Origin of the sequence: Candidatus Chlorohelix sp., assembly GCF_037138995.1 — a bacterium.
Taxonomy (GTDB): domain Bacteria; phylum Chloroflexota; class Chloroflexia; order Chloroheliales; family Chloroheliaceae; genus Chlorohelix.
Genome location: NZ_JBAXHI010000012.1, coordinates 59,370 through 82,436, shown reverse-complemented (window position 1 = coordinate 82,436; position 23,067 = coordinate 59,370). Strand labels below are relative to the sequence as shown.

The window sequence follows — 23,067 nt, the reverse complement described above, 5'->3', positions numbered from 1 at the left end:
TCAGCAATTATTTCACATAATATATTCGGAGGTATGAAATGTTCGCTTTTGATAAACCAATAGTATGGGTAATTATCCTTCTTATAATTATATTATTGTTCGGCGCAAATCGTCTGACCGATATCGGAAAGTCGCTCGGTAAAGGCATCCGCGAGTTCAAAGAGGAAACCAGCACCCTCAAGGAAAACAAACTCGTAGCCGTCAGCAGCAATATTGCACATGATGAAGAAGTGGTTGTAACCAAGCGCGAAGGGAAACGCGAAGATGGCTCACTCGAAATTATCGAAGAGCGGGTCATTCGGAAACGAGTGCAAGTTTAGGGCTACAACTGGCATATCGACTTTTGTTCAAGCTAAACCAATAAAATACAACCGATACAAAAGGCAGTTTTGCGCTTGTATCGGTTGTTTGATTTTATATGCCTTGAGGTCTAGCAGACATCGGATTACGCCCCAGTAAAATGTCTTCCATACGCATTTGGATTACCGGATTAAAGTGCGGATGAGTGAGAATATAGAATTTCTCTTCCTTAATCGCAGCAAAGGTTTTCTCTGCAACTTCAGAAGGAGCCATCCCCTTTTCAAGGGCTTTGCGCCCCATCTCGTAGCGCTGTACTTCTTCAGGCGCAATTTCACGGGAAGGATTTTGCCATTCAGGTGGGCGGTTGCGCTCGGCATCATAAGCGCGGGTGTTTACAAAACCGGGACAAAGCACTGATACTTTGATATGCTTATAACCCGCTACCTGCAAATCTATATACAGCGTTTCAGATAGAGTTACAATTCCGTGTTTGGTGACATTGTAAGGAGCCATATAAGGCGCGGAGGTCAAACCGGAAACCGAACTGGTATTTATAATGTAGCCTTCTTGTTCTTGTTTGAGCATCAATGGAAGAAAGGCATGGATACCATTAATAACACCCCACAAGTTAACGCTTAGTACCCACTCCCAATCCGCATGGGTAAATTCCCAGACCGGTTTGTTAACCCCTACTCCGGCATTATTAAAAAGCAAATCTACTGCACCAAATTCGTCTATAGTTTGTCGGGCGAGGTTTAAAACTTCATCCTCTTTTGCAACATTTACAATTACAGGCAAAATGGCTTGATTTCCATAAACGCGCAATTCTGTGACAGTCTGCTGCAAAGCTTGTTCTTCAAAATCAGCCAGCGCTACCTTCATACCTTCTCTAACACATTTCTCTGCCAAACCTTTTCCAATACCGCTGGCTGCCCCGGTAATAACTGCCACTTTGCCTGCAAAATTCTGCATAGTTTTACCCTCTTAACATATATCTCCCTTAGAGATAAATAATTAGAATGTACCTAATGAGCTTGTTAGTTATAGCTATTGCCAAGCCATTATTATTAATCCGAAATTAATAATAAATGTTTATAATCTGGAAGTGAGCTACATTTTGTGTAAAAGTCAACACAATCTGCTTTTTTCTACCGTAATAATTTCCCATTATGCAATACAGCCTTTTATAAATGCAAGAAATCAGGCTACAGCAACTAACTAAACGTTATGAGCCAACGAAGGCAAAACCTGATTGTTCAAGTAGAGGAAAGAACCGATGGCATTCCTAGAGTTAGAAAATAAAGTCGCGATTGTGACTGGCACAAATCGTGAAATCGGGGCAGCTATGGTAGAGGCTCTTGCCGGAGCAGGAGCTTTTATTTTAGCCGCTCATTACGGTGAGGCAAAACGGGTAGAGTCATTAATTAAAAAGGTTCGAGCAACAGGCGGTCAAATTGAATCCTTTGAGACAGACTTAACTAACGTTAACGCTAACTATGAATTGGTATCCAGAGCGGTTAAGCTATGGGGTCAGCTTGATATACTAGCCGCCAACGCCGGAATTACCATCAATGCGCCCTTTCTTGAAACTAACGAAACGATGTGGGATAACCTGCTGGCGTTAAATCTGAAAGGTTCATATTTTGGGGCGCAGGCTGCCGCCCGTCAGATGATTGCACAAGGTAAGGGGGGTCGCATAATCTTCTCAACCTCAGTTACCGGAGTACAAGCAGTTCAGAATTTCTCAGCATATGGCATAACCAAAGCCGGACTCATTCATATGGCAAAAACTCTGGGAATTGAGCTTGGGAATTACGGAATAACGGTAAACGCTTTGGGTATCGGCGCGACACTTAACGAACGGAACTTGCAAGATAACCCTGATTACGAAGCCCATTGGGAGGGCGTAATCCCTACCGGAAGGGTTGGGCAACCAATTGACTTAGCCAAAGCATTACTGTTTTTGGTATCAGAAGGCGCACAGATGGTAAACGGACACACTCTGATGATAGATGGTGGGTGGTCGGCGACCAGCAAATTGCCATAACGCAATATTTCCGGGTCTATACTTGTTAAAGTTACTTGAAGCGCTTATAATTGTGGAAATGAGCAAGCTAACGAGCTAACTCTTTAGCAAGCTCTTGCAGGAAGTAGGAAAATTTAACCTTAAATTGTCCGGGTATCAGGAGGAGTAAAAATAGAAATGGCTGCCAAAGTCACTACCCCTAAAACCCCAATGCCCGCTGCCACCGATTTATATAATATCGACCATCTTCTTAGCGAAGAAGAGCGCATGGTACGCGATACAGTGCGGCACTTTGTACAGCAAAAAGTAAACCCGATAATCGGTGAACATTTCGAAGCCGGCACATTTCCGCGTGAGCTAATACCTGAAATCGCCGAATTAGGGTTGCTAGGAATGCACTTGGATGGTTACGGTTGCGCCGGGTTAAACGCGGTGAGCTATGGCATCGCCTGTCAAGAACTAGAAGCGGGCGATAGCGGGATACGCTCTTTCGTATCGGTGCAAGGTTCGCTGGCGATGTTCCCCATTTACAGCTATGGCTCGGAGGAACAAAAGCAAAAATACCTCCCAAAAATGGCAAGCGGCGAATATATCGGCTGTTTTGGTCTGACCGAACCGGATTTCGGTAGTGACCCTTCCGGTATGCACACCAACGCCCGTTTAGATGGAAATCAATATGTTTTGAACGGCAGCAAAATGTGGATTACTAACGGTAGTGTCGCCGATGTAGCGGTGGTGTGGGCTAAAACCGCTGAAGGGATTCGCGGCTTTATAGTGGAAAAAGGCACTCCCGGTTTTACCGCTAACGACATAAAGCATAAGCTCTCGCTACGTGCCTCTGTTACCTCCGAATTGCATTTCGATGAGTGCCGCATACCGGCAGAAAATGTTTTACCCAACGTTAAAGGCATGAAAGGACCGCTTTCGTGCTTGAATGAAGCCCGTTTTGGTATCGCATGGGGCGCAATGGGGGCGATGCGTGCCTGTTACGAAACCGCATTGGAGTACGCCAAAACCAGGGTTCAGTTTGGAAAGCCTATCGCCGGATTCCAATTGGTACAACAAAAACTGGCGATTATGGCAACGGAACTGACCAAAGCACAATTACTTTCGCTGCAACTGGGACGGCTTAAGGATGAAGGCATTTTACATCCTGTGCAAATCTCCATTGCTAAACGCAATAACGTGCGCGAAGCAATCAAAGCTGCTCGCGAAGCCCGCTCAATTTTGGGTGCTAATGGCGTAACGCTGGAGTATCCGATTAGCAGACATATGAACAACCTTGAATCTGTTTTCACTTATGAAGGTACTGACGATATACACACCCTTATTATCGGACAGGCGATAACCGGAATGGACGCTTTCGCCTAATATTTATAGGAGCAACACATAAAAAATGCAACCTCAAGATTGGACTAAATTGGTCGAACAGACCTTTAAAATACCTAACCTTAATGGACAAAGTAACCAACCTGATCCTTGGATGCTAATGATTGATCAGCTATGGGAGGCAAACCCCTATAGTAAGCTATTACCGCTCGACCCTGCTGAAATCATGCATTCGATGCAGCAACTCTGGACAAGTATGTTTAGCGACCCAACCAAAGTATGGGCAAATTATACCGATTATTTACAGCAATATAACCAACTTATGGTAGCAACATTGATGAAAATGTGGGGACAACCCACAGGACCGGCGGTTGAACCGGAGAAAGGCGACAAGCGTTTTAACTCACCGGATTGGCAGCAAAATATCGCTTATGACGCTTTGAAGCAAACCTATTTGCTTGGCGCAACCACCCTTTTGAAATCCGCAGGAAGCTTGAAGGGTCTTGACGATAAGCAAAAGCGGCGAATTACCTTTTATTTGCGCCAGTTTCTGGATTCAATTAGCCCTACCAATTTCTTTTTCACCAATCCCCAAGTTATTCATGAAACGATTAAAAGCGGCGGCAAAAACCTAGTAGATGGTTTGAATAACCTGCTTAGAGATGTCAAAACTGGTCAAATTAAAATGACCGATACCGATGCCTTCAAACCGGGTGTTAACCTAGCTATTACCCCCGGTCAGGTAATCCATCGTAGCAGATTGGTGGAAATTATTCAGTACAAGCCTACTACCGAAAAAGTCTATTCCATCCCCGTCTTGTTTTTACCGCCTTGGATTAACAAGTATTATTGCCTTGATATGCAGCCCGAAAACAGCCTGATTAAGTTCCTAGTAGATAAAGGTTTCACCGTATTTGTAATCAGTTGGAAAAACCCGGATGCCCAAATGGAAGATATAGGGCTTGAGGGCTACCTTGAAATGGGACCATTGACGGCTATTAATGTTATCAAAGAGATAACCGGAACAGATAAAATCAATACTGTTGGCTATTGTATCGGCGGTACTTTACTTTCCATGACCGTGCCGTATCTAAATGCTATCGGCGATGATACTGTTAATTGCACCACCTTCTTTGTTACGCTACAGGACTTTGAAGAAGTGGGCGATACTTCGGTTTACATTGACGAGCAGTATGTCACATTCATTGAAGGGCAGATGATGGCACGTGGTTATCTGGACAGCAAAGAGATGGCATCAATGTTCAATGTTTTGCGGGCTAACGACCTGATTTGGAGCAACGTAATCAATAACTACATGCTAGGAAAAGAGCCTCCAGCTTTTGATTTGCTGTACTGGAATGCCGATGGAACCCGCATGGCTCGCGCCGCACACTCTTACTATCTGCACAATACCTACCTTGAGAATAACCTGGTTAAGCCCGGCAGAATCAAGCTTAAAGGTGTGCCTATTGACCTGAGTAAAATCACTCAGGACGTTTATGCGGTAGGTACGCAACAAGATCACATTGTGCCTTGGAAATCTGCATGGCGTATTACCAAGCTGGCTGGCGGTAAAAAGCGTTTTATAGTTGGTTCAAGTGGTCATATAGCCGGTATCATAAACACTCCTTCCAAAATGCGAGGCTATTGGACTAACGAAGAAAGCGCAGAAACAGCAGATGATTGGTTCAATAAAGCGCAGCCACAACAGGGCAGTTGGTGGTTTGACTGGGCAGAATGGCTAAAAGCTCGCGCCGGAGAGCAGGTATCTCCTCCGCCAATGGGCAGCAAGAGTAACCCGCCCATATGTGCGGCACCCGGCACCTACGTATTAGAAAGATAAATAGCCCGCTGACTAATCCCTCCTTTTGGAAATAAAGGGGGGACTAACTTTTAGGGTAGTTGTTTCAAAAAACGGAATTTACAAGTTAATTTGAATTTCAATTAATATTATGTCAAGTGAATCCATACTGGGGGAAATTCATAAGTTAAAAGGTTTCATGGAAGAAACCTACACGCTTGTGAGTGAAGCGGAGAGAAAATTAGTAATAACCTCTAATACCGATGAGCGGGCTATATTACGACAAAAAATTTCGGATTACGAGCGTTTCCTGAGCAAATGGCAGCAAGAACTGGATAATTTATTGCGCCTAAAAAGTGAAGAGCAGACCGGAGAAGAAATTCAGGAAGATGAATCGGATAAAAACTTTGGGGCAGCCTATTTCTATGAACTGGCAAGAAAAGCATTTTCGCAGGGTTTCTTTCCACAAGCAAAGGCTTTGGCGCAAATTGTAAGAGAACAAGAACCATATTATCCGGGATTGGAGGCATTTGAACATGCCCTCCATAACGCTTTTGATTCGTCCGAATTAAATTGGGATGAAAGCTTACCGAAAGAACCCTCGCACCAACCCACAAAAATATCATGGGTGGATCGCCCTCGCACATGGGTGCTGGCTGTCGGTGCAGTGATTCTAATTCTTATAGTCGCAACTATCACAATCTTGCTAACTAATCCGGCTAATCAAGTGGGTTCTGGGAATAAAGCAAATGTTACTACTGTAAGCTTGTTTCCGACGCTTAACGTGATAGTCCAACCCCCTGCAACCGAAGCCCCTTTCCTAGTACCAACCCCCACTGTTCCTATACAGCCAACCGTACCACCCGGTCTGGATGATAATATTACCCCTAATATCAAACCAACCTCTACACCGTTGCCTTCACCAACCAAACGCTAATTACATTACCCGTAGCAAGACTTAAAAATAATATAATTTGGGCTATTTGAGTTCGCCAGACCTTTGTTTTATTACCAAAAGCCTGTAATAGTGTCCCCTTGAGAAAACCACGCCTAGGGTTTCCATCAAAGATAAAGAGTGGGCTTAATTTTTAGCAAACCCACTCCTTATAAGAAATTAAGAACAATCAGACTTTCGCGCTTGCCGCTTTAAATTGTCGAAGAAACTGTCCAGACCTGCTCTTGTTCCTCCTCAATATTTTCACCCTTTTTGCCACGCCCTGTCAGACGGTCTTTCAAACCTATCAGCAAGCTGTAGATTACCGGGACTACCACTAATGTTAATGCGGTTGAGGTGACAAGACCACCGATTACTACAGTACCTAATTCGGCGGCGATAATCGAACCCTCGCTCATTCCCAACGCCAGTGGCAAAAGAGCTAAAATTGTGGCAACCGCAGTCATTAGGATTGGGCGTACTCGATTGCGCCCTGCTTCGATTAGTGCCTCATTTTTCTCCTTGCCGTCTCGGTGAAGTTGGTTTACTTTGTCAATCAACACAATGGCATTTGTAACCACGATGCCGATTAGCATCAAGAGACCAATCATTGCAGGGAGACCCAAAGCGCGGTGAGTGATAAATAGCGCAGTAAAAGCCCCAATGGTAGCCAGTGGCAAACTGAACAAAATAACGAAAGGTTCAAGCAGACTACCGAAAGCAATAACCATAATAATGTAAACCGTTGCAATCGCAACGCCCATCGCAGCAAGCAAACCGATAAAAGCATCGCCTTGTTGCTGGCTCACCCCGGTTAGGGTGTAGGTTACACCAGCAGGTAAAGTCACGTCACTAAGCCGTTTTTGCACTTCCTTTGTTACACCACCAGTATTATCGCCCACTAACGCGGCTGAAATGCTGGCAGTCGGTTTTTGACCCAGACGAGTAGCTTTAACGGGAGCTTCCACACGAGTGAACGTAGCAATCTGCCCGAAGGTTGAGTTACCGGCTGCCGGAATAGCTTTCAGACTCTCAAGCCATTGGTCAATAGTCTGACCATTTAGGTCAGGCGGGTATATCACCACATTATTTGCGGTACCGTTATCAAAACGGATAGAAGTGACGGTGGTAGGCTGAAGCGCACTACTGAGAAGGTATCCCAGCGTTTGGGTGCTAACCCGCCCTGATGTTGCCGCAACATTTGGCTTAACCACTATCTGGGGAACTACTGCCGAAACATCGCTGGAAAGGTTGGTGAGTTCGCTTATATCCTTGATTTTATTCAGCACAAGATCGCTGCCTTTGCGAACACTCTCCTCGTCAGGACCTTGCACTACCATTGAGAAACCGCTACTGAAACTGGTCAAAGAAGCCACTTTAATATTACCACTCTGGGGTTTCAAGGGATTCATTTTATTCTGGATGTCTTTAATAGCGGCATCTAGATTCGCATCCTTGTTTAATCTTAACAAGAAAGTGGCATCTCCCCCGCCGCCTGAGAAAGCAGATTGGGCGCGAGTAAAGCTACTTTTGCCGCTAATGATGGATTCAGTGAGTTCTACCCGACTATCCGCTTTTAGCGTCTTTTCCAACTCCTCAACCTTAGCAAGCGTTGAAACTTGGTCAGAACCGGGCGGCATTGAAAGCGTAACATTAAGCAGTTTATCCCCGCTGCTGCCGATAAACGCTACCGGAACCTGAGTAACCAGCACGTTACCGGTGATAAACAGCAAGAAAGCGATTAACAAAGTTTTCCAGCGGTTTTTGAGTGACCAACGCAAAACGGGGGTATAAATTTTCTGAATCCAAGTATCTTGCTTTTCGTCATGCGTGCCAACTGCTTTATGATTAATGAAGTAACTGGCAAAAACGGGGACAACTGTCAACGCCACTACCAGCGAAGCCAATAGAGCAAAGGTCACGGTAAGGGCAAATGGCAGGAAGAACTGCCCGGTAATACCACCCACAAAGCCTAACGGCAAGAAAACCGCTACTGTAGTGAGGGTGGAACTGGTGATAGCGTTGGTTACTTCCCGCGTACCAGTTTTAACCGCTACCGAGATAGGTTCGTTTGGTCGCTCTTGTACATGGCGGAAGATATTTTCCAGCACCACAATCGCATCATCCACCACACGACCGACCGCAATGGCAAGAGCGCCGAGGGTCATAATGTTAAGCGTGATTGCTTGAGTCCACAAGAGTAACAAAGCCACCACGATTGAGGTAGGAATAGAAATGGCTGTGACCAAAGTGCTTCGCACATTGCGAAGGAATAGAAAAATTACAAGGATAGCAAAGAAAGCTCCCAGTAAACCTTCCCGCACAAGACCATCAATGGATTGTTTAATAGCGCTGGCTTGTTCATAAATGGTACTGACTTTGACACTACCACTCAAGCTCTGATTAAGCTCATCCACCTTTTTTTGTACTGCATCTACCACATCAACCGTATTGCCGTTCTGGGTCTTATAAACCTGAACCAATAGACCCGGATTACCATTGGTGCGGCTGATACTGCTGCTGGGTGCATCTACTAGAGCCACGTCCGCCACATCACTTAACTTCGCAGATGTTGCAGTTGTAGCGGTAGCAGCGGGCGCAATAACCAAATTCTTCAAATCATCTAAACTGCCAAAGGTGAAGGTAGTGCGTATCGAGACATCCTTCTGCTCTAGGCTTACGGTTCCGGCGGGAAAGCTAACGTTAAACCCTTTTAGGGCGTTAGTAATATCGGTCTGGGTTAGCCCGCGCTGCTTGAGCTGATCAGCTTTTACCGTAAGACGCACTTCTTTAAGTACATCTCCGGTAATTTGTACGCTCGACACGCCAGTTAGACCAGAAATTGCCGGTTTAAGCTGTCCTCTAGCAATCAACCCTAGTTCCTCGGTAGTCTGCCCTTTCAAGGCTTCTACCCCCATATAAACTACCGGTTGGCTGGCAAAACTTAATTCACTGACAGTAGGTTGGAGAGTTTGCCCGCGCAAGTCGGTGGGTAGTGATAGGGTACGGAACTGGGTATTTAAAGTCTGCTGTATATCCTTTAGATTAGTGCCAAACTCAAATTCGGCAATAACAATGGAAAAACTCTCGGTAGAAGTAGAACGCACCGATTTAATATGTTGGGTCGAACCTACTACCTGTTCAATGGGTTTGGAGACCTGCTCTAACACATCAGCCGGGGCTGCTCCGGCGTAAACAGTAGTAATAGTTAGATATGGTAAATCAATATTAGGTAATAGCTCACTTTTTAGCTGAGTGAGAGAGAAAATCCCAAATAGTAAAACTATAAGGGTGATTAGAATTGTGGCAGATTTTCGTTTGAGTACCCAATTTGTTAGGGCTGTCAATTTTTCCTCCAATATTAGGCGATGTCGCCAGATTTAATTTCTGTTTAAAATTTGGTCGGGATTACCAATGCCTTTGAACAATATATCTAATACCTGAGTGGCATATTCTTCCGGTGATTGGAATTGCTGCTCGAAAGGAAGTTCCATACCGGGACGTGCTATAAACGCCATAAAAGCAAATTGAAGCAACCCGGTCGGGATGGTCGGGTTTATTTCCCCTGAGCTTTTACCGTCATCTAGCAACTTACCGATAAGGCTTATAACTTGATTCATGTGATCGCATAAAGAGAGTTGTTTTTCGACAACTTCTTTGCGAAGATTAGTTCCCGTGAAAAGCGCAAAAACCAACTGCCCATGCTCTTTTTTCTTGCCCTTATAAAAGAGAATTAATATTTGTTCCATACGCGCTCTAGCAGATAGCGGTTGAGCAGCTACCTGCTCCAAATCACGCAAGGAATCTTCTAATTTACGCTTCAAGAGAGAAATAACCAGTTCTTCTTTGCTAGGAAAATGAAGGTAAATGGTAGCTTTAGCAATGCCAACCTGCGCTGCAATTTCATCGAGGGACATCTCGTGATAGCCCTTTTCGAGCAAGGCTGTTTCGGTGGCTTGCAAAATAAGCTCAAGCCTTTCCTGACGTTGGCGTTCCTTCAAAGAAAGTGAACCTGTACCGATTTTTTGTGTGCTTATTTCTGCCATCCTTGACCTTCAAAACGATTTGAAACCAACAAGGCGAGATAAATCTCGTTGAATAATTTATGACTGATAAGTCATATAATAGTGTGTGAGTATAAAATTGTCAATAGCGGAGCAATCAAGAAATTACTAGCCCCCACTAATCATCTCTATTAACACTTTATGGAGGCTTTCTCAAAGAATTGCAGCATTCCGGCTTTTATGGCACTATATTGAAAGTGCTTGTCCAGCATTGGCAATCACCTCTCTTTTCTAAACTTCTTTTCTATACGGTAGCAAAACGAGAGAATAAATTAAAAAGAATGATGAAGATTAAAAAAGTTTTGCCCTATGCTTCTCCTGAAGAAGCGCAACAAGCCGGAGAGCATATACAGGCAGTAATAATAGTACCTTTTCTCGGAGATAAAATAGTTCTGTGCCGCAACCGCTGGCGTGGATGGGAATTTCCCGGTGGTGGAGTAGAATGGGGCGAATCGGTTTATAGCGCTGCTGGGCGCGAACTGGTGGAAGAAACCGGAGCAGAATTCACCAGCCTTGAATTTGTACAAGTGTTATGGTTAGAGCGGAATATTTACCGTTCTTTGAAAATTGCCTTATTTTATGCTGAAGTGATTCATTTGAACTCCCATCATGATTTTTATGAAATAATGGAAGTAAAACTCTTTCAGGATTTGCCCTCGCCTCGTTTATTAAGTTACGAATGCGAAGGCGAAATCTATCAAATTGCACTGGATGCTTACCGAAAAGCAGCCTGATGTCGTCTTGGCAATAAGCTCACTTTTATGATGAGATTTTTGCAAGATATTTAAGCCTAGAAGGTCAAATTCCGGGCGGAGAATCGGGCTAAAATTTGAAGAAATGTTCAAAGTGATTACTAAGTTTGGCACAGCAACGCTTAAATTTGGACAGGTAAACCACTTGGAAGAATCCTTTTTACTTCGGCGGGTACTCCGGTTACAAAGCTATTAGGGGGAACATCTTTAGTAACCACAGAACCGGCAGCAACAACGCTACCTCGTCCGATAGTAACACCGGGCAATATAGTTGCTCCTAGGGCAATCCAGCTACCTCGCCCAATAATAACCGGTTTATTGACTGGCTTGTTGCAACGATGTTCCGAGTTACCTACATTATGACTCCCGGTGTAAATGCGAACAAACGGACTCAAAGTAACGAAATCTTCTATAACTACCTTAGCATCCAGATTGATGGTTACATTGGTGCTAATCAGAGTATTGGAGCCAACTTTAAGATTCCTGTAGAAATCAGGGCTTCCACTTAGCAATTCAACGTTGCCCATAATAAAAGAACCTTTTCCAATATCAAAACCGGCAATTCGATAAGTTTTTGCTCTGATTAAGCCACTAAAGAATTTAGGTAAAAAGAAGCAAATAAAGTTAGCCAGACTATATCGTAAGTGTACGCAATACCGAAATGCCTTTGCGTACATTGTTAATTTTTTTAACATTTACTACAAACTCCAAGTGAAACGAAATTGAAAAATTATTATTGATGAGTCATAACCCTTTGATTTTCTCATCATATATGTATGCCTATGTCATGTCAATCAAAATAATGGTAACTACTCACCCCTACCTCTGGCTAGAAGTTTTCCCTGCACCCCTTTTCGGACAAGCTGAGTAGTTACAAATAATGTAATATAACCGCACCTTCAATGCGAGCTTATTTCAAGATTTAGAAACATCCTTGATAAACATTGCTTAAAAATAAGCTGTAGTTACTTGCGGCGGTTCTTTTTACGCGACTCCTTAGCAATCTTACGCTTAGCTTTAACTTTGGCTTTATCCTTATGTTGCTTTGGTTTCTCACTTAGCATGGTTGAAGCCTGAATTTGCCCGGTAGATAAAGCTTGCTCCCCAAATAGCGCACGAATAAATGGATTGTCCAGCTTTATACGTTCATTATATTCTTCTTCGGATATAAGACCGAATTTGTATTGTATATAATCTCTGCCTATATAGCTCAAATCCACCAATTTAGCATCGAAAGCTGCTTCTATTAGCGACAAGGAGGTTTCCGCTTTTAACTCAGCCAAAGCAGATATCAGATAGGCGTTGACGAGAGAGTCATTATTTTTATAGGGTTGCAGCAACTCAATCAGATTTTCAGTAATGGTGGAGACAACGTCAGGGTGCTGGCGAGTAATTTCAAGCAACCCTTCAACAGCCAAACCTTTATACAAAGCATCCTGAGTAGTATCCTTTATATAAGAAACTAATACAGGAAGCGCTTCTTCACCAAGCAAGCCATAAACTTAGAAGAGTTCTTCTGTTACCCAATCGTCATTATTCCAGCTAAAATTAGCGGTCAAGGGCTGTGCCGCTTCCTGCGCTCTTAACTGTCCCAACGCCCGCCAAGCGTGAACTGGACCAGCATAGCTTTCATCTTCCGCATCACTGAAACGTAATTTCTTGTCAGTTGCCATCCTAATTAGTTCTGGGATATGTTCTTGAGTAAGGTTGAGCATACCAACGTAATCAGCCCAGTCTTCAAATTTTTGATCTATGTCAAGGCTTATGTCCAACAGCTTATCTAGCGGTGGCGCATAATTCCAACTTTCCATCAAAATATCCTTTCTCCAAATAATCGATAACTTAATTTGTTACTTTAGTGCAGGAATATTTTATCAGATAAATATGTTATAACAAATTTGCTTTAACTTCTGGCTAGAGCAGTACATTGACAAAGAGCGATTGCTACGAATTTTGGCTTCCGCCTTACTATTGGATTGGCAATGGTAAAACAGCCGTAGTATCATCTACAATGTACCTGAATTCAAGGCAATGCAGAAAGAGATTATGAATGGATACAGATAAATTTACCCAGAAATCTAAAGATGCGGTTATAGAAGCGCAGGGCATAGCGCAAAACTACCACAATAGCGAAATCCAACCTGAACATCTTTTGCTGGCGCTTTTGCAACAACCGGCGGGAGTGGTACCAGAAATAATGCGCCAACTTGCGGTTGATATTAATGCTTTAACAAATGAAATAAACGCCCTTTTAGAGCAATTACCAAAGGTTTATAATGCTAACAGCCAGATTCTCGCATCTGCACACCTTAGAAAAGTTCTTGAGATAGCGGCTGATGAAGCCAGAAGAATGAAAGATGACTACACCAGCACCGAACATTTGCTTTTAGCTTTGGTTAATCAACAATCTGACAAGGGCTTCTATAATTCAGGGCGCACCGCCTATCAGATTCTAAAATCTTTTAATGTAACGAGTGAGCGTATCTATGAAACGCTGGCAGCGATAAGGGGGAATCAAAGAGTGACAGATGCCAATCCTGAAGGAAAATACCAATCGCTTGAAAAATACGGGCGCGATCTTACCGAATTGGCGCGGCGTGGAAAACTCGACCCGGTTATCGGACGTGATGTTGAGATTAGGCGTGTAATACAGGTGCTATCTCGCCGAAGCAAAAATAATCCGGTGTTAATCGGAGAACCGGGAGTCGGTAAAACCGCGATTGTAGAAGGTATGGCTTTGCGAATTGTGCGAGGTGATGTGCCGGAAGGATTGAAAAACAAACGTATTGTTTCCCTTGATTTAAGCTCAATGCTGGCGGGTGCAAAATACCGGGGCGAATTTGAAGAGCGACTAAAGGCAGTGCTAAAAGAAATTCAGGAGGCAGCTGGACGCATCATTGCGTTCATTGATGAACTGCATACAGTGGTAGGCGCAGGAAAAGCCGAAGGCGCAATGGATGCCGGAAATATGCTCAAACCGATGCTGGCAAGAGGTGAATTGCATTGCATTGGGGCAACTACGCTGGATGAATACCGTAAGCATATTGAGAAAGATGCTGCTTTGGAAAGGCGCTTTCAGCCAGTGTTGGTAGGCGAACCGGGCGTAGAGGATACGATAAGCATCTTGCGGGGCTTGAAAGAACGTTACGAGGTTCATCATAAGGTACGAATAAAGGATTCGGCGCTGGTGGCGGCAGCTATGTTAAGCAATCGCTACATAACCGATCGTTTCCTGCCCGACAAGGCAATTGATTTGGTGGACGAAGCCGCCTCTAAAATACGCATCGAGATTGATAGTATGCCGGTGGAACTTGATGAAATAGAACGCCGTATCACGCAACTTGAAATCGAGCGGGAAGCTCTGCGTAAAGAAAAGGATGCAGCCAGCAAAGAACGTCTCGATAACATTGAAAGAGAGCTTGCCGATCAGAAAGAAACCGCCGGAGGCATGCGGGCGCGTTGGCAACAAGAAAAAGGGCAAATTGTAGCGGTAAGCAGCCTTAAAGAACAGTTGGAAACCGTGCGTCTTGAAGCGGAAAAAGCTGAGCGCGGGGCGGATTATGAACGAGCGGCGCAACTTAGATACGGGCAATTAGTACAGTTGGAAAATGAGCTTAAAGGCAAGGAAGAAAAGCTGGAAGAATTGCAAAAACAAGGCATGCTCCTAAAAGAAGAGGTGGATGAAGAAGATATTGCCGAAGTGGTTTCGCGTTGGACGGGAGTACCGGTAAGCCGCTTGATGGAAAGCGAGATGCAAAAGCTGGTACACATGGAAGAACGCTTGCATGACCGAGTAATAGGACAGCGCGAAGCAGTACGGGCTATCTCAAATTCAATTCGTCGCGCCCGCGCCGGGTTGCAAGACCCCAATCGTCCGTTAGGCAGCTTTATTTTCCTTGGACCTACCGGAGTGGGTAAAACCGAACTCGCCCGCGCCCTTGCCGAATATCTTTTCGATGATGAAAAGGCAATGATACGCATTGATATGAGCGAGTATATGGAAAAGCACAGCGTCTCGCGGCTAATCGGCGCACCTCCCGGATATGTCGGTTACGATGAAGGGGGACAGATTACCGAAGCGGTACGACGCAGACCCTATAGCGTGGTGTTACTCGATGAAATTGAAAAGGCGCACCCTGATGTTTTTAACGTGCTACTCCAGATTCTTGATGACGGGCGACTCACCGATGGGCAAGGTCGCACGGTAGATTTCAAGAATACCGTTATTATTATGACTTCAAACATCGGTAGCCAATATATTATTGATTTGCAACCGGGGCAGGCTGAGGAAATGCGCTCACTGGTAACACAGGCTTTGCAGGGACAGTTCCGCCCCGAATTTCTGAATCGGGTAGATGAAACCATTATCTTCAAATCGCTTACACGCCGCCAAATTGGTCAGATTGTAGAATTGCAGTTAATAACAGTACGCAAGCGGTTACTCGATAAGCATATCGAAATAGAATTAACCATTCTGGCGAAAGAATATTTGGTAGAGCAAGGCTATGCTCCGGTATATGGGGCGCGTCCATTGAAACGCGCAATTCAGCGGTTATTGCTAGACCCATTGGCATTGATGATGCTGGACGGTCAATTTATTGAAAACGACCAGATTATAGTTGACCGAAAAGAAAATGCCGGGCTAACTTTCCTATGCCGCCGCGAAGGGGCAATCAGTGAAATCAACCCGGCACAGTCCTACTATGACGATGACGACTATTAGCCGGGAATTACTCCAGCGCGTCGTCGTTTGAATAGTTTAACAAACTCAATTATTATGAGTAATATTGCGCTCAATACAACACTAAGCAGGAAATCGAGCGGCGAAAGTTCTTTAAGCCCTAGAAAAAGCGATATGGGGGTATAAATTGCCGCAACCTGCAAAACCGCCATAATACCAATGATATAGCACATTACCCGGTTGCTGAAAATTCCGATTCTGAAAAGTGAATCGTAATTTGAACGGGTAGCCAAAGCCTGAAATATTTGCAAGAAAGCAAGCGTAGTAAAAATCATACTCTGCCATTGTTTTAGCCCTAGCATATTATAAACCACACCCACTATCAAAGCGATTAGCCCAATCACCACGCCAATCCAACTCACCCGTAAACCCATACCCCCACTGAAAATACCGCTATCCGGTGAATTAGGGGGTCGGTTCATAACATTTTTTTCCGCTTTTTCCATGCCCATGCTCAGTCCCAGCAAGCCATCCGTCATCAAATTTAGCCAGAGCAGTTGCAAAGGTAATAATGCCACCGTTGTCTCTACTTTCAAACCGGATAACGCAAACGGTAGGGGCCAGAGCATCATTACTGCCACTTTGCCGATATTACCCGCCACCGAAAACATTACAAAGCGGCGCAGATTATCATAGATAACCCGTCCTTCTTCCACCGCCGCAACGATTGTGGCAAAATTATCATCCCGGAGTACCATATCAGAGGCTTCTTTAGCGACATCGGTTCCGGTAATACCCATTGCTACGCCAATATCAGCTTTTTTCAAAGCAGGAGCATCATTTACCCCATCTCCGGTCATGGCTACGATATGCCCTTTATTTCGCAACGCTTGCACAATTCTAAGCTTATGTTCAGGCGCAACCCGCGCAAAAACCGATACATTCTCAACTGCCTCATTCAATTGCTGCTCGCTCATTCTGGATAATTCATCGCCTGTCAGTACGGTGGTTTCAGTAGTAATACCCAAATCTCGCGCAATATAACTGGCAGTAAGCGGGTGGTCGCCGGTAATCATAACCGGAAGGATTCCGGCAGTTTTACAGCGTGTAACGGCTTCGCGAACTTCCGCACGTGGAGGGTCAATCATTCCAACTAACCCGATAAATATTAACCCGGATTCGTCTTCTTCCTTAATATCAGTATGATTAATATGACGGTAAGCTACGCCCAGAACCCTCATACCGCTGGCAGATAGCCCATCACCGGCAATTTGTATTCGCCTACGTATATCGAAATCCATCGGCTTGACCGTAGCATCAAGCCATACATAGCTGGATATCTCCAGCAGATAATCCAACGCGCCTTTGGTAAAAGCAAGGTAGCGATTTTGAGGGCTACTTTTCCAAACCTTTAACACTTCTTCCGGCAAAAGCTTGTCGGGACAATGATGAACGGTAGTCATACGCTTGCGACTAGAATCAAAGGGTAATTCACCGATTCGAGGCATAGAATCCAGCAATGTATCGCTGGAAATCCCCCCATGTAAAGCCACCAATAATAGCGCCCCTTCGGTAGGGTCGCCGATAATCTCAGGATTTCCCGAATTTTCATCGGTCTGGAGATACGCATCATTACACAGGGTTACAGCCTCCAGCAACATTGTTACCCCAATGGGTTGCTGTAAAGCGACAGCTTGCTTTGTTGCTTCAAGACGATGCCCGGCAACATCAATTACCTGTACTACCATCCGGTTCTCGGTAAGTGTGCCGGTCTTATCCGAGCAAATAACCGTCACAGAACCTAGCGTCTCAACGGCAGGTAACTTGCGAATCAGGGCATTACGTTTGAGCATACGCTGCGCCCCCAGCGCTAGTGTTATGGTTACAACCGCCGGTAAACCTTCTGGAATCACCGCCACCGCTACGCCGATTGCAGTAAGCAACATTTTGGTAAGCTCTTCTCCGGTCAACAAGCCCAATACCATAATTAGCAGCGCCACCACAACCCCACCAAGCGCCAATTGTTTACCAACTTTATCCAGTTTTTGTTGAAGGGGTGTTAACTCATCTTTGACGCTCTGGATAAGCGAAGCAATCTTGCCAAGCTCGGTACGCATCCCGGTCTCAACTACCAGCGCCTTGCCGCGACCATAAGTTACCAACGTTCCCATGTACCCCATATTGAAGCGATCAGCCAGAGGCAAATCGGCATTTGCAAGCTGCTGGACTTTTTTTTCTACCGGTTCTGATTCTCCGGTAAGGGCGGATTCCTGAATTCTTAGGTTAAAGCTTTCTATAATTCTGCAATCGGCAGGAAGAATATTGCCAGTTTCAAGAAGAATAATATCGCCCGGCACAAGAAACCTTGCGCTTATTTCAACTAACTTTCCATCACGAAAAACCCTTACTGCCGGAACAGCCAGCTTTTTAAGAGCCGCAATAGCTTTTGCAGCACGATACTCCTGTACAAAACCTAAAATGGTAAACAAAATAACTATTGCTAAGATAGAACCGGCTTCAAGAAATTTGCTTAGAAATAAGGAAAGCGCGGCGGCTGCCAGCAGGATTAATACCATTACAGCCGTAAGTTGTTCCCAGAAAATTTTTAGTGGGGGTTTAACCCCCTTATCCAGCAATTCATTAGCGCCATAGTCAATCAGAAGTTGGTCAACCCTTACCTGAGAAAAACCGATTTCAGGATTCACTTCGAAATGAGCAAGTAAATCTTTCTGCTCAAGAGTGTGCCAAGGAATTGAATTGCCAGAAGAGGTTGAAGGTGAGGTTATTACTTGAGTTGGCATTTACTTATACTCCTTTCTAATTCAGGTTATACTACCTGAAAAAGAAAAAACCATCACATGCTAATAAGCCGTGATGGTCTCACCGTTAGTACCTTACGAAAGGTGCTTCCAGATAGCCGGGAGATATACTCCGTCTTGACGACTATCTAGCCCGTACCGGCGGGCGGTTACTCCCCATTACAGGTGAGATAAAATTACTTTCTCTCAACTTCATATTAGCCCTAATTTTAGATGATGTCAATGGAAATCAAACTAGATATTCTGAGAGACTAGCAGGCTGTTAGTTGCATAGGTGTCAACTATGCGCTTAGCCCAATATAGCAGCAAGGTCAGCTTGGGGGGTACTAGTCGGTTTTAGATCAAACTTTTCTACCAGTACGTTTAGAACGTCAATGGTTTATATTGGGATATGTAACTACTGAAGTAGTAAATAGCCTGTCACTGTAGGAGGTTTGGGGCGGCATTATGCAGTTTGGGTGTAAAGAATGGGAGATAGTATCCTGACAAATTCTTTCTGTGGGTTTTGCCAACCAGTGGCAAAGTTGCCCTTCAGATGGCTGTACTTCTTCAGTTCAGGGTAGCATCTCACTGTGGGTATATATTATTGATGCCTTTTCCTTGGGTATCCTCAAGCAGTTGCTTTAAGTCGTGCAGATCGTACCCAGTTACAAATCGAAAAGTGGATTATTTTGTGGTTAAAAGCATCAAAGGGAAAATTAGTAAGTATCTGCTTGAGCTATATAGGAAAAGCGGCAATTACACATTTATGCCTCTGAAACGCGGAGAACTGGCTGACTTTTTGAATGTTTCACGTCCAACTTTATCTAGGGAATTCTGCAAGCTACGCGATGATGGTATTATCGACTTCCATAAAGAATCCGTACACATAAATGATATTGAAGCTTTAAAAAGAATGTTGGAATAAAGGGCTTTCACCAGATAATGGTCGAAAAAGTACAGCGGTGGCATAAATGGGTCTATCCATACCGACATTTTCCTAAACCGTAACCACTCACGAAGTTTGTCATGCTAAGCATAAGCAATTTAAATAAGCTCTGGTAACAATGGGGATGAACAATTACCTCAAATCTTATGCCCGGTATAGGTAATTAGCCAGCGGTATCTGTGCGAAAGGCTGGCTATTCCGTTAGCGAAAGTGAAATAGCATTATAGTCTGGAGTGTTAATCCTTCATTTCTTTTTCCAGAGCGTCCAGATGCTCCCTTAGAGCCTTAATTTCCTGACGCAACTTCTTTTTTTCCTCGATAGGAGCAACGCTATAACCTTTTCCGAGAGCCTCCAAAGTTTGATAAAATTTCTGCCAATCACGAGGGCGATATTTCCAAATGGTTTTCTCTTCTACTTCGGTTTGTGCTTTCTGTAACAAATGCGTATTTTTTACGCGCGTTTCTAGCATTCGCATACGTTGATCGACATAGCTGGGACTCTTATTAACGAGCTTGGCAATATCTCGGTTTGAAAGATTATATTCTACTCCCAAAAACCTGAAATAGCGGGCTTCATCCAATGGATCGAGATCTTGTCGTTGCAAATTTTCGATAGCTGCAACAGTACGAGCCTCTTTTTCAGTATAATCTCTGACTATTGCCGGAATGTGAGACAAACCGGCTTGTCCGGCAGCGCCAACCCGCCGATTGCCCGCTACTAGCAAATATTTGCCGGGTTGCTCTGGCGAAGGTCTTACTATTATGGGTTGCAGGATTCCACGCTCCCTTACATCAGCCACCAGTTGTTCATCTTCGAGAGGCGCAGGAATCTTACGAGGTTGATCAGGGTTTGGCAAGATTAATTCCAGCCGAAGCATTTCAAGTTCTTCAGTTTCTTTCAAGTCAGAGCTATCAGTGAGTTTCTGTATATCTCCAGCGCGTGCTCTGAGATTGGCAAAAAAATCTGTACCAGTAGTATTTTTCTTTGACACTTCAATGATTCTCCTGCTCCAAACGATTTATAAGCTCTTCGGCAAATGCATTATACTGCTGACTAGCCGGGTGTTTTGGTTCCCAAACTTGGATTGGACCACGCCTAGGTATATTGGAAAGAGCTGTGAAATTTCCTATCCGAGTATCAAATACTAGATCTCCCAATATCTCACGTACATTATTTTCCACTTCACGTGAAACACCGGTGCGCGGATCATACATAGTTAGCAAAACCCCGCTAATCCGCAAAGTACGGTTAATTTTCTGTACTAACTCCACAACATCTATAAAAGCTTGCAGACCCATAATTGAGAGCAACTGGCACTGAACGGGCATTACAACCCTGTCAGAAGCAGCCAGCACATTTACAGTAAGCAAACCCAATGAGGGTGGGCTATCAGTAAGAACGTAATCATAGCCAAGCCCTTCCAGTTCCTGAAACTTTTCTGCCAGCACTTGCTCCCTCTGAAAAGCAGACACCAGTTCAACCTCAGTAGAAGCAAGCACTATACTGGAAGGAATTAGATCAAAGTCCCATTGGGTTTTGACGATGGCATTTGACGTTTTCAATGAGCCTTTTTTAAACAGATCATAAATATTAAGTTTGAAAGATCGAGGGTCAAGCAAACAGGAAGAGGTTAGGTTAGCCTGTGGGTCGGAATCAACCAGAAGCACCCGCTTACCCAGTTTCGCCAATGCGTAGCCGGTAGAAATGGTGCTGGTAGTCTTACCAACCCCTCCTTTCTGTAACCCAAAAGCTATCTTAATCATAAAACTCCTTTTATTAAGTGGAGACTATTTTCTACCTGTACCCATAATTCGGGCTATACCCTGCAAAGAAACCATGTTTTACGAACCAATTTACTTCTGCGCTTACGCTTACTACTCAAACCATGTAGCGTCTGGATCTTTTCTGACCAGTAGTCCTGAGAGTACCCTGCGCTACTAATGCCTCCAAATCCCGGTAGGCTGTTCTATCTGAGACTGCCACAAGTTCCCGATATTGACCGTTGGTTATATAACCGTTTTTATGGATATATTTCAGCGCCAATTCTTGTCGCTGCCTTTGAAGCCCTCTGACAATAGAATCACCTTCAGCAGCGGTTTCTTTTTGTTTCAAAGAAGTTCTGATTTCCTCAGTTTGAGCGCTAGTTTCCCTATAGAAAGTCACTATAAACTCACCCTGCTCTCGAAATTCCGGTGGTCTGCGCCCCAACCTTCGCATTTCTTCCAGCATAAATGGGATACCGCTGCCCATACGATCCATGTAACTACCCGGTAAATTCCTGAGTATACCAGTTATAACAGGATTTCGCAGTTTAGAGCCTGCCCGACCTTCTCTCAAATCCTCAATGTTAAGACCCGGCATAAGCAAGCCAGGATTACGAAACTCTATCCGGTCAGAATAGAAAAATATGCGGACATTCTCACCTTTGAGGCTGTAATCCCGGTGTACTAACGCATTTACTGTTGCCTCTCGTAGAACTTCCAGAGGATATTCCGGTTCATCTATACGGTTGAAGCCCTGCACACGAGCCGGTACAGCAATATTCCGGTCAAACCAATTCCCAACTTGGTCAATCAGATCGCTGATAGGACCCTGAAAAACACGTCTGTCAGAAAAGCGTTTGAGACCCGAATTATCTCTAAAAAGAGCGCATACTACCTCTGATTGCAACAGAAATTCCTGCGGATTATCAGCGAAGAGCAACAGTCCAGCGTTAGTAGGACGTAGCGCTTCTTTTCCAGTCTCATCACTAGTTGCCATAAGACATTCAAGATTAACCAATATCTCTTCCATAGTAGAAGGGCGAAAGACTCCCCTACTTCTGCTAGGACGTTGTTTCAGATATAGCTCGATAAGATCCCTGTTCAGGTTAGAAAGAGTTGCACGGCGCACCGGTTGAGTTTCCCAGTCAAGAACTCCTCTATGGTAAAGATAGCGCTGAATCTCTGATACCACCATAGGGGTAGTATGCGTGCCTTTTCTAATCCAACAAACACCTCCAGATTGATACAATGTGCCATCATTAGGTGGTATGTGAGCTACCACCAATTGACTATCATTTATGAGTACAGTCTGGGGTAGCGATGGATTTAGATGTACTTGAGGATGGCATAGACGAGTAGCATAAAGGATTTGGTCAATGGTATCGGAGACATTCTTGACTCCAACTACTTCCCAGCTTTTATCCTGTACTCCTATAATTAGATAACCTCCTGAAGTCGAATTGGCAAAGCCGCAAATGCGGTCAGCCATTTCATTCGCGCGGGGAGGAGCTATCTTGAACTCCACCATGTCGCTTTCGCCTTCCTTCAGAATAGATTCTATATCCAACATAGTCGAAGCCCGTCTTTCTGCCAAGATATCCGCCATAATGGCGGAATAATTCTAGTATTGGCTTATTTTACTCTATAATTATCCTTTGTGCATATCGAA

The 23,067-nt window shown here is 44.3% G+C and carries 17 protein-coding genes; 7 read left to right on the top strand and 10 right to left on the bottom strand.

What is annotated here, in order from left to right; genetic code table 11:
• The first annotated feature begins 38 nt into the window (after nucleotides 1-38).
• Nucleotides 39-320 carry a twin-arginine translocase TatA/TatE family subunit gene (gene tatA / locus WCK19_RS07925; RefSeq protein ID WP_342396837.1) on the top strand — a complete coding sequence of 94 codons (282 nt, stop codon included), beginning with the start codon at nucleotides 39-41 and terminating at the stop codon, nucleotides 318-320.
• A gap of 94 nt (nucleotides 321-414) precedes the next feature.
• Here the strand turns inward: tatA and WCK19_RS07920 are convergent, their stop codons facing one another.
• Nucleotides 415-1,272 (bottom strand): SDR family NAD(P)-dependent oxidoreductase, encoded by an 858-nt coding sequence (locus tag WCK19_RS07920; RefSeq protein WP_342396836.1) that lies wholly within the window; start codon nucleotides 1,270-1,272, stop codon nucleotides 415-417.
• Between the two features lie 304 nt (nucleotides 1,273-1,576).
• On the opposite strand from WCK19_RS07920, the gene WCK19_RS07915 reads away from it, so the two are divergent.
• From WCK19_RS07915 to WCK19_RS07900, 4 genes are all read left to right on the top strand, one after another.
• Nucleotides 1,577-2,347: an SDR family oxidoreductase gene (locus WCK19_RS07915; RefSeq protein ID WP_342396835.1), complete on the top strand. Its 771-nt coding sequence runs from the start codon at nucleotides 1,577-1,579 to the stop codon at nucleotides 2,345-2,347.
• A gap of 156 nt (nucleotides 2,348-2,503) precedes the next feature.
• The gene (locus WCK19_RS07910) at nucleotides 2,504-3,697 is read left to right on the top strand and encodes an acyl-CoA dehydrogenase (RefSeq protein WP_342396834.1); all 1,194 of its coding nucleotides are present in this window, start codon (nucleotides 2,504-2,506) and stop codon (nucleotides 3,695-3,697) included.
• 25 nt (nucleotides 3,698-3,722) lie between these two features.
• Nucleotides 3,723-5,498 (top strand): class I poly(R)-hydroxyalkanoic acid synthase, encoded by a 1,776-nt coding sequence (phaC, locus tag WCK19_RS07905; RefSeq protein ID WP_342396833.1) that lies wholly within the window; start codon nucleotides 3,723-3,725, stop codon nucleotides 5,496-5,498.
• A 157-nt stretch (nucleotides 5,499-5,655) separates the two neighbouring features.
• Complete coding sequence (locus tag WCK19_RS07900; protein ID WP_342396832.1) at nucleotides 5,656-6,393, top strand: hypothetical protein; 738 nt, start codon at nucleotides 5,656-5,658, stop codon at nucleotides 6,391-6,393.
• A gap of 209 nt (nucleotides 6,394-6,602) precedes the next feature.
• Here the strand turns inward: WCK19_RS07900 and WCK19_RS07895 are convergent, their stop codons facing one another.
• Nucleotides 6,603-9,737 (bottom strand): efflux RND transporter permease subunit, encoded by a 3,135-nt coding sequence (locus tag WCK19_RS07895; protein WP_342396831.1) that lies wholly within the window; start codon nucleotides 9,735-9,737, stop codon nucleotides 6,603-6,605.
• Between the two features lie 33 nt (nucleotides 9,738-9,770).
• Nucleotides 9,771-10,436 (bottom strand): TetR/AcrR family transcriptional regulator, encoded by a 666-nt coding sequence (locus WCK19_RS07890; RefSeq protein WP_342396830.1) that lies wholly within the window; start codon nucleotides 10,434-10,436, stop codon nucleotides 9,771-9,773.
• Nucleotides 10,437-10,735: 299 nt separating this feature from the next.
• On the opposite strand from WCK19_RS07890, the gene WCK19_RS07885 reads away from it, so the two are divergent.
• Nucleotides 10,736-11,188, top strand: a complete 453-nt coding sequence (locus WCK19_RS07885) for an NUDIX domain-containing protein (RefSeq protein ID WP_342396829.1) — start codon at nucleotides 10,736-10,738, stop codon at nucleotides 11,186-11,188.
• A gap of 140 nt (nucleotides 11,189-11,328) precedes the next feature.
• Here the strand turns inward: WCK19_RS07885 and WCK19_RS07880 are convergent, their stop codons facing one another.
• From WCK19_RS07880 to WCK19_RS07870, 3 genes are all read right to left on the bottom strand, one after another.
• A complete protein-coding gene (locus WCK19_RS07880) occupies nucleotides 11,329-11,733 on the bottom strand; it encodes an acyltransferase (protein ID WP_342396828.1) in 405 nt (134 codons plus the stop codon).
• Between the two features lie 438 nt (nucleotides 11,734-12,171).
• Nucleotides 12,172-12,636: a DUF1186 domain-containing protein gene (locus tag WCK19_RS07875; protein ID WP_342396827.1), complete on the bottom strand. Its 465-nt coding sequence runs from the start codon at nucleotides 12,634-12,636 to the stop codon at nucleotides 12,172-12,174.
• 72 nt (nucleotides 12,637-12,708) lie between these two features.
• Nucleotides 12,709-13,017: a hypothetical protein gene (locus tag WCK19_RS07870; protein ID WP_342396826.1), complete on the bottom strand. Its 309-nt coding sequence runs from the start codon at nucleotides 13,015-13,017 to the stop codon at nucleotides 12,709-12,711.
• Between the two features lie 239 nt (nucleotides 13,018-13,256).
• Between WCK19_RS07870 and clpB the strand changes: the two genes are divergently transcribed.
• Nucleotides 13,257-15,929, top strand: coding sequence for an ATP-dependent chaperone ClpB (gene clpB, locus WCK19_RS07865; protein WP_342396825.1), 2,673 nt, complete (start codon nucleotides 13,257-13,259; stop codon nucleotides 15,927-15,929).
• Here the strand turns inward: clpB and WCK19_RS07860 are convergent.
• From WCK19_RS07860 to WCK19_RS07845, 4 genes are all read right to left on the bottom strand, one after another.
• Nucleotides 15,926-18,688 carry a cation-translocating P-type ATPase gene (locus WCK19_RS07860; RefSeq protein ID WP_342396824.1) on the bottom strand — a complete coding sequence of 921 codons (2,763 nt, stop codon included), beginning with the start codon at nucleotides 18,686-18,688 and terminating at the stop codon, nucleotides 15,926-15,928. The genes clpB and WCK19_RS07860 overlap by 4 nt on opposite strands.
• Before the next feature lie 1,182 nt (nucleotides 18,689-19,870).
• Nucleotides 19,871-20,626, bottom strand: coding sequence for a ParB/RepB/Spo0J family partition protein (locus tag WCK19_RS07855; RefSeq protein ID WP_342396823.1), 756 nt, complete (start codon nucleotides 20,624-20,626; stop codon nucleotides 19,871-19,873).
• Between the two features lies 1 nt (nucleotide 20,627).
• Nucleotides 20,628-21,398: a ParA family protein gene (locus tag WCK19_RS07850; protein ID WP_342396822.1), complete on the bottom strand. Its 771-nt coding sequence runs from the start codon at nucleotides 21,396-21,398 to the stop codon at nucleotides 20,628-20,630.
• Nucleotides 21,399-21,513: 115 nt separating this feature from the next.
• Nucleotides 21,514-23,004, bottom strand: coding sequence for an ATP-binding protein (locus WCK19_RS07845; RefSeq protein ID WP_342396821.1), 1,491 nt, complete (start codon nucleotides 23,002-23,004; stop codon nucleotides 21,514-21,516).
• Between the last annotated feature and the right edge of the window lie 63 nt (nucleotides 23,005-23,067).

Coding starts and splice junctions, on each gene's coding strand:
- phaC (WP_342396833.1), top strand. CDS start 3,723: ATGCAACCTCAAGATTGGACTAAATTGGTCGAACAGACCTTTAAAATA.
- WCK19_RS07870 (WP_342396826.1), bottom strand. CDS start 13,017: ATGGAAAGTTGGAATTATGCGCCACCGCTAGATAAGCTGTTGGACATA.
- WCK19_RS07900 (WP_342396832.1), top strand. CDS start 5,656: ATGGAAGAAACCTACACGCTTGTGAGTGAAGCGGAGAGAAAATTAGTA.
- WCK19_RS07885 (WP_342396829.1), top strand. CDS start 10,736: ATGATGAAGATTAAAAAAGTTTTGCCCTATGCTTCTCCTGAAGAAGCG.
- clpB (WP_342396825.1), top strand. CDS start 13,257: ATGGATACAGATAAATTTACCCAGAAATCTAAAGATGCGGTTATAGAA.
- WCK19_RS07890 (WP_342396830.1), bottom strand. CDS start 10,436: ATGGCAGAAATAAGCACACAAAAAATCGGTACAGGTTCACTTTCTTTG.
- WCK19_RS07850 (WP_342396822.1), bottom strand. CDS start 21,398: ATGATTAAGATAGCTTTTGGGTTACAGAAAGGAGGGGTTGGTAAGACT.
- WCK19_RS07920 (WP_342396836.1), bottom strand. CDS start 1,272: ATGCAGAATTTTGCAGGCAAAGTGGCAGTTATTACCGGGGCAGCCAGC.
- tatA (WP_342396837.1), top strand. CDS start 39: ATGTTCGCTTTTGATAAACCAATAGTATGGGTAATTATCCTTCTTATA.
- WCK19_RS07915 (WP_342396835.1), top strand. CDS start 1,577: ATGGCATTCCTAGAGTTAGAAAATAAAGTCGCGATTGTGACTGGCACA.
- WCK19_RS07880 (WP_342396828.1), bottom strand. CDS start 11,733: ATGGGCAACGTTGAATTGCTAAGTGGAAGCCCTGATTTCTACAGGAAT.
- WCK19_RS07860 (WP_342396824.1), bottom strand. CDS start 18,688: ATGCCAACTCAAGTAATAACCTCACCTTCAACCTCTTCTGGCAATTCA.
- WCK19_RS07845 (WP_342396821.1), bottom strand. CDS start 23,004: ATGGCGGATATCTTGGCAGAAAGACGGGCTTCGACTATGTTGGATATA.
- WCK19_RS07910 (WP_342396834.1), top strand. CDS start 2,504: ATGGCTGCCAAAGTCACTACCCCTAAAACCCCAATGCCCGCTGCCACC.